Here is a 16,584-nt window from a genome sequence, read left to right as displayed (position 1 = left end):
ATTGTTAGGAAAAGCTGATCGCGCTCATTCGGTTTTCGGTGGGACCTTGGCAAGCACCACGCGAAACCCATACATGGAATCCTGGAACGTCGGTGGCAGAGGATTGCGGGATCCGACGTAAAGATCCTCCGCCTGATAGCTGCTCCACCCGCCACCGCGGAGCACGCCCAGCCGATTCGTGCCGAGTTGGGAATAGTCGTCATCCACCCACTCCTGCACGTTCCCGCCGAGGTCGTAAAGCCCCAGTGAATTAGGCGACCACTTGCCAACCGGTGCGGTGTAGGGAAAACCGTCATCGTAATCCGCAATGGTCCGATCGACCGTCACGCCGGGTTCGCGCGATGCCGATGCATCCGCGAAATTGCCAACCGCCACGCTGTTTTGAAGCCAGTTGAGGCCCCAAGGGTAGATCTGTTGTTTCCGCGCGTGCCGCCAACTCGGACTGATGTCGGGATCCTCCTTGAGGTCGGCCATCAAACTCCATTCCAGATCCGTCGGTAACCGATAGATGTGCGTCTCGGCGATTCGCTGCTCGCCCTTGCGCTCCTTCTCGGTGAGCCACTCGCAGAATGCTCTGGCTTCCTCGCGGGAAACATTCACCACCGGATCATCCGGCGTCTGAGGGAAATCAGTGGGTCGTGGCGCGGCGTGACGGGGATTCGATTCCTTGACGAATCGCTCATAGTCTTTCACCCGGGTTTCCCAAACCGAGGCCATCAAATCCTGTCCGACGGGTGCGAAACGCATGCCTATTCCATTCTCCCACCGCTTCCCAAAAACCACGCCCTTGCTTTTCTCCAAGGTGAGCGGCAGCGAAACCTTCTCTCCGTCACCTACTTTGACCTCGATTGGTTTCGACCCGTATCCCTCGCGGACCGGATAGATCAGCCAAACGCCCGGTTTGACATGTGTGATCGGCAGCGAGTTGGCCGGCCCTTTGGAAATTTGGTTAGAGGGGTCGGAAATCGGACTCATATAGATTTCCGCACCTGGAGGATCGGTGCTGACGGTGATCTCACCATAAGGAATTTTCCGGACCAGTAAGCGAAACGGTTTCAGTCCGTCGCGCCTGGCGCTTTCACTCAGGCCGGGATTGTCGAAGGAGGATTCCACCATCGGCGAAACCTCGAAATCCTCAGGCAGATACCCGGCCTCGTTGCCCCCCTTGCGGAACCATTCGCAGTAGATATCCGAGTCGGCCTGCTTCGCCAACACGATTTCCACGCCCTGGCCGTTCTGTGAGAATTTGAGAAACTCCGCCGATTTTTCCGGACGTTTCATTTCTTTGGAGAATTTCACCCAGTCGTCCTTCGTGACAAATCCTGAGCTCTCGTGCTGCATCGCCACCGGCTGATAGGAATTCCCAAGATGATCCTTCCACGGCTCGCCAGTTTGCGGCGGCGAGTCGATTTTCAATTCCGCGAACAGCGGCACGTCGGTCAGCGCCATCACTTTTCCTTCGAGCTTGTACTTGCTGTAACCGGGCTTTTTGAAAACGAGCGAATACTCGTCCCCCACTGTCACGGCGATATAAGCGTTCGGAGTGGTCCCATAGGATTTTCCGCTGGCGTCAAAGACTTCGGCTCCCGGTGGGGAACTCACCACACGCAGCGTTCCGGTCTGCGGCTTGGGGACTTCTGCGACTGGGTAGAGCGCCTTCACCCAATCGCTGTCCTTGACAACTTCCCAACCCGCCCAACCGGAGAAGCCAACTAACAACGAAGTGGTCATCCAGACGGCGAGGCCGCTCTGGCGACGACGTTTCCCTCGTTGGAGACGGCGGAGAGCATCCGCCAGATCGGAAGCGCTGGAGATTTTCCGCTTCGAAATCCGAGGTTCGCAGATGTCGCAGATGATGCGGTTCAGTTCGAGCCAGCGCTTGCGGTCAACGCCGGAGGGCATCACTTCGGGAAGTTCGGGAAATGACAACCGGTCCTTGCCAGTGGCGATTTCATACAAAACTTTGCCGAGACTATATACGTCGGCTTGAGAAGAGCCGGGTCCCTCCGGCGGGACAAAACCCTCGGTGCCGACGAAAGTCCGCTGTCCGCGGGTCGCCACCAGTCCGATGTCGGCCAGTTTCGCCCGTCCGTTGACGAAAATCACGTTGGACGGTTTCACGTCACGGTGCGCGAGTCCCCTTTCGTGAAGGTGGTCCAGAGCTTCGGACAATCGCAGCCCCACATCGATGCAGTCGCTGGTGTCCCATTGCACGCCGACGCCCTGATGATTGTCGGCCCGCAGCGTGCGAGGTTCGTATTCGATGGGATTGATGTCCTGGCCCGATCTCACATCGTCGCCAAGTTCCATCACGTAGTAGTAAAATGAAACACCGTCGGGACTTCTGCCGACGTGGAGAATGTTGACCAAGGCCGGATGATCCCGGGACATCGGTTCGAATTTCAGAATTCCCTCGAACTCACGCTCAAACCCTCGGGCATCTTCGAAATCCTCACGCCACACGACTTTCACCGCACGCAACGCCCCGGTCACCCCGCGGGCGAGCCACACCTCGCCGTATGCACCGCCACCGATCTTGCGCAGGACCTCGTGGTCGGGAATCGCAGGATTCGGACGGATCTTAATCGCCATCTGCTTCGTCTTCGAGTTTGGCGAGTTCCTTCTTGAGGACGGCACCTACCCGGTGCTTCGCCAAATACACCTGCGCCATGCTAACGTTGAGCTGGTCTTGGACCCGCTTGGCATCCCACTGCTTGATCACGTAGCAGTCGAAAATCTGATATTGCTTGGGAGAAACCTGCGCCTTCACACGGGAAAGAGCGGCGTCGGCGACGTTTTTTTTCCACTCCACATTCCAGAGACGGGACAAAACATCGCCGTTCGGATCTTCCACACGGTCGATCACCGCTGTTTTTCGGTCGTTTTCCCACTCACCAGCCATCATGGCGGTGTCTTTCTTGCGCTTGCGGAACTGGTCATTGATGCGCCAGCGCGTCATGTTCATCAGCCAGGTTTTGAAGGACCCTTGCTCGGGGTCGTAGAGCTTCTTCTTGCTCTGTTTGGCGATGGATAAAATTGTTTCCTGCACGCAATCGAACGCTTCGTCCTGCCGCAAGCCAGCTTTCACAGCGACGGAGTAAATTAAGCGCCAGTAGGTTTGGTAAAATTCATCCCATGTCCGCTGGTCCTCCCAATTATCCAGCCTTGCGATCAGGCTCTTCCGCGTTTTCGCATACGCCTGCACCAGGATCGCATCACGATCATCCGTTTTTTCCTCGTCGCCCTCAGCCATTAAGAACTGTTTACCTGATTCCTCGCCCGCTGTCTTTCACCGATTCGACTTTTTCACAACGGCTTCATTATCAATTTATAAAACTTTACTAAAGACCTTCAAACCATCGTGAAAAACGAAATGTCGCCGATGTTATTTACAATCCTCCAAACGTTCGCTTAGTCTTCCCCGCCTTTACTCAACCGTGTCCGCGATTTTCACCCAATCGCGGACTCCCCCCACGGAGAGCACAATGTCACCCACTCCATCACCCCTCAATCCTTCTCAAACGGTCGAGCGGATCCGCGAAATCATCGTCGGCCGCCATCTCGAACGTCTTGAGCAGCGTGTCGCCCGCATCGAATCCGGAGGAGTCACGTCTCCGGCTCCTTCCTCCCGACTGGAGGACCGGCTGTTTGCCAACGAGGCACAGCTCGAAGCGCTCAAGGAAAACGTCCATCGACTCGTCGATACCACGCGCGAACAAACCGAACTGCGGCTCTCCCAACACCGGGAAGAAACCCAGCGCTTGGCAGCCCAGATCCAACAGGTCGCCGCGTTGAAATCCAGTGAGTCTGCCGCGCCTGCAATTAACCAGTTGGAGCGGAAAATCGGAACCTGGCTCACGGCTTGGCAAAGTTCCTTTCAAGTCCATCTGAACGACCGCGACCAACGCCTCGCCAGTCAGCTTCGCGGAGAAGTCGCGGCACTTTGGGAAAGCACCGAGTCCCAGATTACCCGTCTCGAAAGCCGGGCTGTGGACCGAGATTCCCTCGAAGAACGTTTCAATCGAATCGCCCTCGCCGCACGCGCCCTCGCCGAGTGTGCATCGCCTTCCACCCTTTTCCCAAGCACCGCCACACGCTCATGACAGCGGTCCTTTCCCCCCTTCCCACTCCGTCTTCCGGTCTCAAGGCCCGGGTCGTCGGCCCTCCGATATGGAAACCGATCCCGTCCGCATTCGGTCAGGAAAAATCAAATAACCCTTCAACTCTATCCGCGTTGCCGTCATGGCCATCCGACCCAGTGCCGGGTCCCACCGGATTTCCCACTTCATGGCCTGCTCCGTTGACGATTCTGCCCTCACCTGCCGCGCCAGTTACCGCGGTTAGCCCGATCCCGTCACAGTCCCCTGCTCCAGCTTTTTCAGCGCCAAAGGAGTTCGTTCCAGCACCCGCAGCTCTCGCCCCCGAACCGGATTTCACGGACGACGACCTACGGGAAGCCTTCGGACCCATCGTCGAACAAGCGGTGCGCAGCGCCGTTTATGCCAAGGAAAACGGTATCGACACTTATCTCGAACCGATGCTCCGGGCAACCATTCGCCGTGCCCTCGCCGAATACTCGCCAGCGTCACGACCGTTTCAAGGGCCCCGTGCTTTTGACCGTCTCTTCTGGCTCTTTCAGGCCCTATTCTCCAGTCGCACTTACGAGGAAATTCTCTTCGAAAAAACCCACCGTTTCCAAGTCGAGGAGGTCTTTCTCCTGGACGTATCCAGTCTCGCGCTGATCTCATTCGCAAGCTGCGATCCGGCCCGGCATTCGTCCGCCAAACGGGTCACCAGCACAGTGCACCGACTCACCATGCAGCTCCGAGACGAGGATGCGAAAATCCGCGAAACCTTCGAACTTCCCGACCAACGAAATGCAATCTCCCGCGTCGGCCGCCATGTGATCCTGATGGCGGTGGTTCGCGGTCGCTCGAATGACTTGGTTCTTTCCGACTTGGAATTCGCCCTACGCCGGATCGAAGACCAATTCCGCGAACAATTCCTGAGTCAAGGGTCCGCGCTGCTTGAACCGCTTCAACCGTTCCTCGAAGATTGTCTGCTCATTCAAGCACCAGCGAGTGCGGCCTGAGCGAATCAAGGCTGACAAACCCAGAAGTCATAATGCGGTGGATGGCCCTTGCACAATTCCAACGCCTTTAAAGTCAGCATTTCGCCGCTCGGCAGGGTGAAACATTTTGCTGTGGCGAGCCCACTGGGTCCGGGCATCGGACAATCCGGCCAAAACACCCCCACGCCCAAAAGGAGCGGTAATACCGCTGTCCCACGGGCCAGCGGAAGGTTGTCACGGTCAAGAAGAATCACCCGGACCTTGCGGCGTTCGGGTGTCTCATCAAGCAGTTGCTGATGAGAATCAGGCAATTGAAAGACGTCGTATTTCATGGGTTTGAAGGTTCTTAATAAACTACTAAGTTTTTCCGAAATGCCTAGTTCAAACTGTCCGAGAATGAATGTTTTTAATTCATAGACCCAATCTTTGCCGTGCCATGCGCCGATCTAATGAAGATTGCCCAACAATCAATCATCCATTGTGAATGCGTTCGGCGACCGGGAAAAGCTCCCGGAGTTTTATGGATCGGCCAGCACACGCTCACCTTGCTGCCCGTGGCCCGCGCCATCTGTCCCACTCCGATGGTAAAACAGGCGGACATTCTCACTGTAGAGATCCGGGCCGACGGGACGGATGGATTTTTATGATAAGTCCTGTCGGATCAGTGAGGTAAAAAGCGCGGTAGTGGTGTGGATTGCTCTTTGGCCACGGAGACAAGCACGTTTCCGGGGTTCTTCTGATAGATTCATCCTTCCTGAAAACCGATCCTAAAATGATGCTCAAGAATAGACCGTGCTTCCCCTCCGTGACAAGATCCGCGCTGATCTTCGCCACATTTCTGCTAGGTTTCCCGTTGCTCAAAGCCGCACCCGAGCATCGACCGAATCTGGTCATTTTCATCTCGGACGACCACACGGCCGCGGACTCGTCGGTTTATGGATCGAAGGAGATGGATACGCCGAACATGGCCCGGATTTCCGCGGCAGGCATGACCTTTGACCGCGCCTACGCGGCGTCTCCGACTTGTGCGCCAAGCCGTGCGGCTATGCTCACCGGATTGATGCCCGCGCGCAACGGGGCAGAGCCGAACCATGCCGCGCCCCGTCCCGAAATCAAGAAGCTGCCCGCCTACCTCCATGAACTCGGTTACGAAGTGGTGAGCTTCGGCAAAGTCGGGCACTACAATCAAACGAAGAACTACGGATTCGATTATTGCGCGAACACCAATTTCCACGAGGACATCGCTATTCCGGAGGCATTGAAATGGCTGGAAGCGCGCAACAGCGACAAACCGCTGTGCCTCTTCGTCGGCACCAACTGGCCGCACGTGCCGTGGCCCGGCACTCCCGAAGGCCATGATCCCAACGCCGTCGGAATTCCGAAAAACCATGTCGACACTCCGCTCACCCACCAGGCGCGCGCCCGCTACTACGCCGCCATCACCCGCATGGACAACGAGTTGGGACAAGTTTACGACCTCGCCCGCAAGAAGTTCAGCGACGATTTGTTTTTCCTTCATTTCGCTGATCAGGGTGCGCAGTGGCCGTTTGGCAAATGGACGCTTTACGAGGACGGCATCCGCGTCCCGATGATCGCGGTCTGGCCGGGCCACACCAAAGCAGGCTCGCGCAGCGATGCGATGGTGTCGCTAATCGATGTGCTCCCCACCTTGGTCGATGTGGCTGGCGGGGACAAACTGGAAAACATCGACGGCCGTTCATTCATCAACGTGATATCAGGAAAAGCCGCGACCCATCGCGATCGCGTCTACGTGACCCACAGTGGCGACGGAGATTTCAACGTCTATCCGAGCCGCTGCGTTCGTGACGCCCGCTGGAAATACATCCTCAACCTGCATCCCGAATTCAAGTTCACCAGCCACATCACGAAGGCAGGCGAGGCTGGTTCGGATTACTGGCGAAGCTGGATCAAAAAAGCCGAAAGCAATCCGGTCGCCGCCACCAAGGTGAAACGCTATCAACAGCGTCCCAAGGAGGAACTCTACGATCTCGCCAACGACCCACTGGAGCAGAACAATCTGACAGATGATCCAGCCCAAACGGAACGCCTCGCGGCGATGCGCGCTGATCTGGAACGCTGGATGAAGGAGCAAGGCGACAAGTGCACCGTCTTTGGCAAACCGACCATGATGGAAGCCCAATAAAAACGAGAAGGGTCGAGATGCCCAACAGTAACACTATCAGATCGACACTCCAGGCTCACGGTTCGGTGACGCTGAAGCGGAAGAACTGCTTTCCATCCGGATCAACCGGCAGCGGTAACTGGATTACCTCGTCGGTGGCTTTGTAGCTGCTTTCGAGGGCCGGGTTCGACCAGGGCTGCCATTGGCCGAGGCTGTCGCTGGTCTGAATGGAGTAGTAACGGTTCGCCTTGCGGAGAAACTGGAGCGTGCCGTTGGCGATGCTTGCCTGCCATGGGCTGCCGCCGCTCGTCGGCGAGCTGCCGCGGAGGTATTCCTCGTAGTTGCTGACGCCATCGCCGTCGGGGTCGGCGGTCTTGTCGCCGTTCTGATCGAGCGAGGTGAAGTAGCCGTCGCGCCATTGCTGATAGAGCGGGCGGCCGGGCAGGCTGTTGTTGATCCAGTCGGTGATGAGGGCGATGTCGGTGGGATCCACCTCGCTGCTGGCGAGCGGGGGCATGCGGCCGAAGCTGTTTGTCCCGGCCATGCGGTTGAGGACAATGCTGTGGGTGGTGTCGCCCGGGACGATGTATTTGTTCAGCGCGTTGCCCTGGTTGTTTACGGCGACTCCGTTGATGAGATTGGTCTGTTCCAATGTCAGGTGCGCGCGACCGTCCCAGAAGCCGCTGACGCTGCCGCCGGTTTGGTGGCAGTAGGAGCAGTTCACGGCGAAGTAGGAGCGGGCGCGCTGCTCTAACGGATAAGCCGTTTCATCCGGCCGGACGTGGCGGGCGAGGGTGCCGACGGGATCGGGGGTGTTGTTCAGGAAACCCTGCGCGGAGAGCGTTTCAAGCTGGTTGCCCGAGTAGCCGTTGATGGTATTGACGAGATTGAGCTGGCGGGTGTTGAAGGAAAGGGCATGACCGGCCTGCGGGGTGTGACATGTTAGACAACTGGACCGTCCCGGAATCTGCCAGCGCTGGGTGTGCGGCGTGCCGTGGTCGTCGATGGCGATGTCGAACTCGGCACCGGAATCCTCGACGAGGGTGGCGTCGGTCTGCGCTTCATTCCAACGGTAGCTGACGCCATAGGAGCCGGTGGCGGTTTTCACCAGCACACGGGTTTCGATGCGCTTTTTGGTGGCGGGATTTCCCCGGCTGAGTTCGAGGTCGAAGTGTTTCACCCAGACGGTGCCGGTGGGATAAGTCCAATTGCCGTCCTTGCTCCAGGTCATCCTGCTGGTCGCGTCCGGAATGGTGAACCAGCGGCGCTTCACGGCGAAGTCGCTCCAGAAGGTGAGGTTCGGCTGATAGGGAAGCAGGCCGGGAGCGGGCGAGAGATCGGATAGATCTGCGAACAGGCCGGTGGCCCCGAGCGTGGCGGGGAATCCGGTGCTGAGGTCGCTGCCGGTGGAGAGACGCATGATTTTCCCGGTGATGTAGGCGCAGAAGAGCAGGTCCTTGTTGGAGGGATCGATTCCCTGCGCGGAAAAGACGCCATACGCGCCGGCCAGGCCGGTGAGACGGGTGGTTGCGCCGGTGGTGGTGTCCATCTGCCAGACGTGGCCGGAAACGGAATCGCTGAAGATGTAGGTGCCGACGAGCGACGGGTAGCGCGTGCCCCGATAGACGTAGCCGCCGACGACGGAGTTGCCCTTGAAATTGGCATCGCCGGTGATCGCGGCGTGAACGTATTCGTAGATCGGATCGATCGAGACGAAGGGCACCGGCTTGGCCGGCCAACCCGCATTGACCGCGGCGGCGTTGTCGTGTTTGCCTTCCCGATAGACCCAGCCGTAGTTGCCGCCTTTGACGATCCTGTTGACTTCCTCGTAGGTGTCCTGGCCGACATCGCCGCCCCACAGGTCGCCGGTGGCGGGGTCGAACGACATGCGCCAGGTGTGACGCAGGCCGGTGGCCCAGAACTCGGTGCGCACGCCTGATAGAGGAGTGACGGCAACGCCGTTGTAGGTTCCGCCCCAAGCGCCGCCGAGAGTGGTGGAAACGAAAGGATTGTCCTTCGGCACCGAGTATCGCGCCAGGCCGGTGCCGGGATCGATGATGACGGCCGCATGGGAATTCGGCTCGATGCTGGTGGCTTTTTTATCCACATCAAAACGGAAGACACCGCCGAAGAAGTCCTTGTTGACCTTCTGGCTGTTGAGGCGGAAATCGTTGGGGTTTTCCTCGTCGCCGGCGGTGTAGTAGAGATAACCGTCGTTCGGGCCGAAGTGGAGGTCGCCGCCGTCGTGGTTGGAGCCTTCGTCGAGCTGATTGATGAGGATTTTCTCGGACGTCGGATCGGCAACGGTGGGATCCGAACTGCTGACCGAAAACCGCGAGATGCGCTGATAGTAGAGCGTGTTGTAGCGCACGGTGTAGGCGACATAGAAGTAGCCGTTGGTGGCAAACTGCGGATGGAACGCGAGGCCTAACAAGCCATGCTCGGCATTGCCGCCGCCTTCGATGGTCTCGGTGGGCGTGCGTCCGAGAACGACGTTCTGAAGGTCGAGGAAAACGTTTTTCACCGGCGCGGCCGCCGTGACATCGGCGACGCGCTGGATCTTCGCCATGCGCTCGCAGACGAACATCTGCCTGGTGTCGCCCGGAAGCGAGGCGATGCAAAGCGGTTGGTTGAAGGTGAGACCCGGCAGACCGTCCACGAGTTGCCAGGTGCTGGAAGGCGGTGCGGCGGGCATCGCGAGGGCCGGATTCGTGAGACGCAGCGAACTGGCGAAATTAATGGTGACGGTGCCATCCGCGGTGGTTCCGCTCACGTTTCCGACGCGATAGGTGAAGGTGACCGGTGCGGCGCTGCTGCCACTGTGGGTGTAGAGGATTTTCCCACCGCTGATGGTGGCGGTACCTGTAGCCGGGGCGCTGAGAATTTGCAACGTGGAAGGAATGGGCGAGCCGGTGTCGTTAGAGAGCACGTCCACGAGCACCTTTTGATTCGGGTGGATCGTGGCGCTGTCCGCCACGGCGACGGGAGGCGCGAACGTCGCATCCGGACCGGCGGAGAAAGAGGAAGCCACCTCGGCGGCGGTGATGGCGCGATCGTAGATACGGAGTTCGTCGAGCGACATGTTCGAGTTCATGTCGCCGCCATACATCGAGCGGCCGATCCAGTTGTTCACGTCGGATAGATCCGGCAGGCGGTAGGGAAGATCAATGGTCCCGGCCAGCGCGCCATTGCGGTACCATTTCACCAGACAACCGGAGATGCCGCTCGCACCGCCGCCATCCTGAACGGTCATTAGGTAGTGATACCGGGTGCCAGCGCTGGTGACGGAGGAATAGTCGGCGTCGTTGGTGACGGCGGATGCGCCCGCGCGCTTGGCCTCAAGACGGTGGGTGCCGAGAACGCCGTTGACGTTGAGGGAAAGGAGGAGGTTGTCGTTTCCAGTGAAGCCGCCGGGGGCGTTGGCTCCGTCGATGATTTCGCCGGTGGCGGCACCCGTTCCACTGGTGACGTTGGTGTTTCCGAAATCGAAGACACGCTGCCACGTCTTCGAGGACAGCGGGGTGATCCATGCCTCGAAAGTGAGGCTGGGGCGGGACGAAACAATCCCGTTAGGCAGATCGAGGTAGCCGGAAATGTTAGCGGTGGTCTGGTTGCCGGTGGTGGTGCCGGGCAGGACGAGCGCCGTGCCACTGAGAGTGGCTCCATTGCCGCGGACGGTTGCGATTTCTCCGGTGGCCTGATCGAGAAATGTGGTGCCTGATGGAGCGGCCCCGGCGGCCGCGTTGAAGTTCCAGCGGCGCGACGGGATCGGCGCCGGGGCGGGTGGCTCGGGCGGACCGACGGTGAGGTCCGGCCCTGCGGTGTAACTGGCCTGGATTTCCGCCTGAGTGATGACACGCCGGTAGATGCGGAGCTCGTCGAGTGACAAGTTAGAATTTGAATCACCGGAATACATCGAGCGGCCGATCCAGTTGTTCACGTCCTCCATGGCATTGATGTGGAAGGCGAAGTCGGCGGTATTTTGCAAAGCCCCGTTGCGATACCATCTCGCCTGACAACCGGCGGCCTTGTCCTCGACGACGAGGACGTAGTGATACTTCGTGCCGGGCGTGGTCGTGGCGGAGGAGAACGAATACTGCGCGGCGGTGCCGTCATACTGGCCTTCGAGCTGCTGGGAATTGATATCGCCCGCGTTGTTGAAGGTGAGGCTCAGATTGTCATATCCCGCGGTCGCGCCGGGAGCCGTGGAGCCGTCGAGAATTTCACCGGTGGCGGCACCGGTGCCGAACGTGGTGACGCAGCGGCCGAAGTCGAAGAGGCGCTGCCAAATTTTCGAAGAAATGGGAGTCGCCCAGGCCTCGAAGCTGACACTCGCCGTCTGCGAGACGATTCCGTTAGGAAGATCCACATAGGCGGAAATGGCGGAAGCCGGCTGATTTCCGGTGGTGCTGCCTGGAAGCACGACGGCACCGCCGGTCAGCGATCCGCCATTGCCGCGCAGGGTCGCTATCCTGCCGCCGATGCTGTCGTTGAACGTGGTGCCGGACGATACCGAGGAACTTGCCTGAGTCGTGAAGGTCCACAGGTTATCCGGGACCGGAGGATCCACGGAGGCGGGCGGAGTGACAATGGAGTCCGGGCCGGCTGCCAAATTGGCGGAAATTTCCGAAGTGGTCAGGACGTGATTGTAGAGGCGGACTTCGTTGTAATTTGCGTTGGAAAGCGAGTCGTTGCTGAAATTCGAGCGGCCTAGCCAGTTATTGACGTCCTCGATATCGACGAGGCGGAAATTCACATCCGCGCTGGTGACCTGCGTGCCGTTGCGAAAACAAGTCATGCGCCCGCCCGCCGCGCCGTAGGTCCCGACGCCGTCCTCGAAGGTAAAGACGTAATGATACTGGGTGCCCGCCGTGGTCGCGAGCGCGGTGTCCATCTGGGTCATCTGCACGCCGTTGAGCCAGGCTTTCATCCGCTGCGAGCTGATGCTGTTGAGGCAGAAATTCACATACACCGCATCGGAGGGAGCCAGGCCCGCGCCGGGTGTGGTGGCGGTGTCCACGATTTCGCCCGGCGCACTGCCGTTGCCCGCGGTGATCACCCGTCCGAAGTCGAACATCCGAGCGTTCGCAATGTAGCTCAACGGCGAGGCCCATATTTCGATGGTGAGGTTCGTTTTTGAAGAAAAAATTCCGTTAGGCAAATCGACGTAACCTGCGATGGCCGCGGCTGTTTGATTGCCAGTGGTCGCGCCGGTGATGGTCAGCCCCGTCCCGGTGAACGTGGAACCATTTCCGCGAACGGTGGCCGTCGCACCGGAGACGCTGTCCGCCATCGACGTGCTGGCGGCGGCGGTTCCGGCCGTGTTGTTGAATGACCAGCGGTTGGTCATCACGGCGCTTGCCTGCTGCGTCAGCCCAGCGACGAGGGCGCAACAAGCCGCTTTGGCGAGTGACCTCGCGGAGGGTGGGTTTTTCATCATCGGCCTTCGGACGGTCGGCCAATCCTCCGGACAGTTCAACTCTAACTTTCAAGGCGTTGCGGGACGTCGGCCCGCCTCACGCCGCTCAAATACCCGCCTCTACAAGAGTGCCGCAAGCAGTTCCTTCAAATCCACGCTCGCGATGGCGGTGAATTTATCACTCATGGCATAGGGCAGGATGAGTTTGTCCCCATGAACCAGCGAGCCACAGCTGTAAACGACATTGGGGACGTAGCCCTCGCGTTCGACGCCCTCCGGCGAGATCAATGGCTTTTTCAAACGGCCGATGACTTTGGTGGGATCATTCAAATCCAACAGAACCGCACCGATGCAGTATTTCCTCATGGGACCGACACCGTGGGTGATCACCAGCCAGCCGGCCTCGGTCTCGATGGGTGAGCCGCAGTTTCCGATTTTGACGGATTCCCAAACCTCTGCAGGGCCTAGCAGGAATTGAGGATCGTTCCAGTAGTGGAGATTGTCGGAGAACATGATGAACAGGTTCTCGTCATCCTGCCGGGAGAGCATGGCATAGCGGCCGTCGATGGTGCGGGGAAACAGCGCCATGCCCTTGTTCTGCACGGCAGTGCCGTTGAGAGTGAGGATGCGGAAGTTCAGGAAATCCCGGGTCTCGATAAACTGCGGGAGGATCGCCTTTCCGTTATATGCGGTGTAGGTGGCGCAATAGGACGCGCCTCCCCCGTCCTCCTTAAAGCAGACGAAGCGGGCGTCCTCGATGCCGTTGCTCTCATTGGGAGAAACGGGGAAAATGATGCGCTCGCTGACGTTGAGCTTTGAGGAAAAACTCAGCTCGTAGTTGGAATCCGCCAGCCACTTGATGCACTCGAGCGTGCGATGCAGTTCGTGGGTTTCCGGGTGGGCGCCTTTTCCAACAGCCTCGACGCTTTCGTTCAGGGCGGACCGGGAGAATTCGGATCCGAGCGGAGCCATGACCGCATCCGCAAACGGGTTGTCGAATCCCATTTCATGGAACTTCAGGACGAAGCTCTTCTTGCGGTAGGTCGGATTCGGCACGACCAGCGGCATGGCGACGAAGCGGGAAACGGGATCGAAGGAAATTCCGCCGCCCGGATCGATCATTCCCGACCGAAACTCGATCGACGAGATGTGCCCCTCGCCTGTCGCACGCAGGCTCATGATGAAACGCAGGCCTCCGGCCGGCACGTCGCTCTGGTCCGGATGGGGAACGATGGAGGGATTGAACAGGGCCGCGGACTCCAACGAGTATTCCCCTGAGAACAATGCTCCTAACAAAAGCTCAGACTCACGAGAAAGCGGGCTCGGACTGGAGATATGGCGGGCGATCTTCCGATAATGCGCCATGAACAATGCTTCGACATCGTAATGTCTGGATTCGAACTCCTGATAGACGGCCTTCAACTGACGGGTCACCTCTTTGTCTGTCAGGGCCAGAGTGCGCCGGATGATGGCGGTGATCTTGTCGGCATCGGACGGAATGAACGGACGGATGATCACTCTGGCGCTCTCGGGCTGGAGCATGATCTCGTGGCGGCGGATGGAAATTTTCATGAAGGGAAATCGATGGGAGCAGGAGTGGGATGGGCGGCGTGCTTCATTTCCGCCAGGGCGATCTGGAAGGCCAGGGAGGATTCCGCACCTTGGTTGGCATTGACGCGTGTTTCATGGAGCCCGTCGCCACAACCACCGTTGGCGGAGTCATAAAGCGCCTGACCGAGATCATTTCTGCCGAGGAACCATTCGAAGGCCCGTTTTGCCTCGGCGGTCCAAGTGGCATCGTCCGTCGCGTGAAAGGCGTCAAGACAGGCAGATACCATGGCTTGGGCTTCCACAGGCTGCTGGTCGAAATCGGCGCGGGCACCATTCCTCACATAGAAGCCGTTGCTGCCGATCGGGCGAAAATGGCCTGCCTGTGTTCTCTGGATGGAGGTCAGCCAGCGCAAGGATTCGAGCCCGATTCCGACCACCGCTTCATCGCCCATGGAGAGCCCTGAAAGAATCAGCGCCTGGGACAGGCGGGCGTTGTCGTAAGTCGCGGAAATCTCAAACCAGGGCCAGTCGTCGGTCGCGCAGTCATTCCACAGTCTCACCAATTTCGAAGTGAGTTCATCGCGGGCCTTCAGCACCTTTTCCTTTCCGGGATACTCGCGCAGATATTCGTGGATTCCTATCAGTGTGAAAGCCCAAGCCCGTGGCGAGGTAAAGTCACAGACTGCGGGCAATCCCAACTCGAAGAGATAAACGGATAGACGCTGGTGCCCCGCGTTGCGCGAGCGACCCGCCCCCACACCCAGCGCCCACAAGGCCCGTGCGTGGCTGTCCTCGCTGCCCGCTTTTTCCAACCATTCCCTGCCATGGCTCATGAAGTTGCGGAAACGCCCGGACTCGTGATCCAGCGCGGCGGCCATGAAGGCAAGATAGGTCGTCGAGTGGTTCTCCAGTGAGTTCGGTCCTTCCAACAGATTGCATAGGATGAAAGCCCGCGCGTTGTCATCGGTGCAGTAGCCTTCGTGGAAATTCGGCACGTTGAATGTCGCGTGCTGGAAGATCCCCGTGCCATCGCTCATTCTGACGATATGATCCAGCCGCAGAGGCGGCAGATTGTAGGGTCTGCTGCCGAGCGTCCATCCGCCGAAGGCCCCACGAGGCAAAGATTTCCGGTCGGCCCGCGCGCGTTGGAATGACTCAATGTAATTCCCAGCCACCGTAGGCCAGATCATTTCCCGGCCCGCCTGATAGGCCGCGGCCCGCGTGTTGTTCAACAAAACGGGATCGTCCAGATAAGTGCAAACCGCAGCAGTGATGGACGCCGGATCGCGAAAGGGAACGAGAGCACCCTTGCCTTCGACCAGCAATTCCCTGGCATGCCAGTAGGGCGTGGAAACCACTGCTTTTCCGGCCCCGAAGACGTAAGCCAGCGTTCCCGACGTGATCTGTTCCTCGTTCAGGTAGGGTGTCAGATAGATGTCGGTGGCTCCGATGAATTCCGTAAGATCCTCCGGCGAAACGAACTGATTGTAAAAAATGACATGCTCCTTCACCCCCCGCTCCTCCGTCAGCCGCTCCAGACCTAGCCGATAGGTTTCGCCTTCCCGGGCAACCAAATGGGGATGCGTCGCGCCGAGAATCACATAAAGCACTTTCGGGTGGCGCTTGATGATTTCCGGCAATGCCTCGATGACATGCTCGATCCCCTTTCCGGGTCCTAACAATCCGAACGTCAGGAGGACTTCCCTGCCTTCCATGCCGAACTGGGCCTTGTAAGGTTCCGCATCCAGAAACGGAACGTCGGGGATGCCGTGAGGAATCACGTCGATCTTCGCTTCCGAAACTCCGTAGGTCTCCATCAGAATCTCCCTGCCCTTCCTGGCCATCACCACCAACCGGTCGCTGCGGTGAACCAGCTCATCCATCACCTTTCGCTGCGCGGGATTCGGCTCTCTTAAAACAGTGTGCAAGGTCGTTACCACCGGCATGCGCAATTCCTTCAGCAAAGCCAGCAGATGACTTCCCGCAGGCCCGCCGTAGATGCCGAATTCATGTTGAACGCAAAGGACCTGGGTATTGTTGAAATTCAAAAAGTCCGCCGCCCGCCGGTATGAATCCAGATCCTTTTCAAAGATTTCGAAGCGTACCCGTTCCGGATACTTATAGCCTTCCACCCGGTCGTTCACCGCACCCGCGATGCATTCGGCATCAGGAACCGCCCTCGCCACCGCTTCGCAAATGTCGTGCGTGAAGGTGGCTATCCCGCAACGCCGCGGATCGTAACCGCCCAGGAATGCGATTCGTTCCGGAAAAGGACCCACACTCAAACCAAACCTTCCGTAATCAACCGCATTAGCATCCCTCACATGAACCGCTCCACTCCGGTTTCGCAACTTAATGTTTCTGATTACCCCACCGATAGCCCTCCTCCGAAGACCGCTA

The 16,584-nt window shown here is 58.8% G+C and carries 9 protein-coding genes; 3 read left to right on the top strand and 6 right to left on the bottom strand.

Annotation, left to right across the window (positions count from 1 at the left end; translation table 11 throughout):
• Positions 1 to 24 precede the first annotated feature (24 nt).
• Entirely contained in the window at positions 25 to 2,592 is a 2,568-nt protein-coding gene (locus tag ABIQ96_RS07575) for an SUMF1/EgtB/PvdO family nonheme iron enzyme (protein WP_348213964.1), read from the bottom strand.
• Positions 2,582 to 3,253, bottom strand: a complete 672-nt coding sequence (locus ABIQ96_RS07570) for a sigma-70 family RNA polymerase sigma factor (RefSeq protein WP_348213963.1) — start codon at positions 3,251 to 3,253, stop codon at positions 2,582 to 2,584. The genes ABIQ96_RS07575 and ABIQ96_RS07570 overlap by 11 nt, the downstream gene beginning before the upstream one ends.
• A 232-nt stretch (positions 3,254 to 3,485) precedes the next feature.
• On the opposite strand from ABIQ96_RS07570, the gene ABIQ96_RS07565 reads away from it, so the two are divergent.
• On the top strand, positions 3,486 to 4,103 hold the full coding sequence (locus tag ABIQ96_RS07565) for a hypothetical protein (protein ID WP_348213962.1): 618 nt from the start codon (positions 3,486 to 3,488) through the stop codon (positions 4,101 to 4,103).
• On the top strand, positions 4,100 to 5,092 hold the full coding sequence (locus tag ABIQ96_RS07560) for a hypothetical protein (RefSeq protein WP_348213961.1): 993 nt from the start codon (positions 4,100 to 4,102) through the stop codon (positions 5,090 to 5,092). The genes ABIQ96_RS07565 and ABIQ96_RS07560 overlap by 4 nt, the downstream gene beginning before the upstream one ends.
• A gap of 5 nt (positions 5,093 to 5,097) precedes the next feature.
• On the opposite strand, the gene ABIQ96_RS07555 is transcribed toward ABIQ96_RS07560, so the two are convergent.
• Positions 5,098 to 5,403, bottom strand: a complete 306-nt coding sequence (locus ABIQ96_RS07555) for a hypothetical protein (protein WP_348213960.1) — start codon at positions 5,401 to 5,403, stop codon at positions 5,098 to 5,100.
• 473 nt (positions 5,404 to 5,876) lie between these two features.
• On the opposite strand from ABIQ96_RS07555, the gene ABIQ96_RS07550 reads away from it, so the two are divergent.
• Positions 5,877 to 7,235 (top strand): sulfatase, encoded by a 1,359-nt coding sequence (locus tag ABIQ96_RS07550; RefSeq protein WP_348213959.1) that lies wholly within the window; start codon positions 5,877 to 5,879, stop codon positions 7,233 to 7,235.
• Positions 7,236 to 7,290: 55 nt separating this feature from the next.
• Here the strand turns inward: ABIQ96_RS07550 and ABIQ96_RS07545 are convergent, their stop codons facing one another.
• The 3 genes from ABIQ96_RS07545 to ABIQ96_RS07535 all read right to left on the bottom strand — a co-directional run bounded on the left by ABIQ96_RS07545 (position 7,291) and on the right by ABIQ96_RS07535 (position 16,463).
• On the bottom strand, positions 7,291 to 12,654 hold the full coding sequence (locus ABIQ96_RS07545; protein WP_348213958.1) for a LamG-like jellyroll fold domain-containing protein: 5,364 nt from the start codon (positions 12,652 to 12,654) through the stop codon (positions 7,291 to 7,293).
• Between the two features lie 99 nt (positions 12,655 to 12,753).
• Positions 12,754 to 14,199, bottom strand: coding sequence for a glycoside hydrolase family 130 protein (locus ABIQ96_RS07540; RefSeq protein ID WP_348214064.1), 1,446 nt, complete (start codon positions 14,197 to 14,199; stop codon positions 12,754 to 12,756).
• A 2-nt stretch (positions 14,200 to 14,201) separates the two neighbouring features.
• Positions 14,202 to 16,463, bottom strand: coding sequence for a glycosyltransferase family 4 protein (locus tag ABIQ96_RS07535; protein ID WP_348213957.1), 2,262 nt, complete (start codon positions 16,461 to 16,463; stop codon positions 14,202 to 14,204).
• Positions 16,464 to 16,584 lie beyond the last annotated feature (121 nt).

It is taken from the genome of Luteolibacter sp., assembly GCF_039920825.1.
Lineage (GTDB): Bacteria > Verrucomicrobiota > Verrucomicrobiia > Verrucomicrobiales > Akkermansiaceae > Luteolibacter.
The sequence above is the reverse complement of the archived record's forward strand: the minus strand, read 5'-3'. Positions and strand labels throughout refer to the sequence as shown.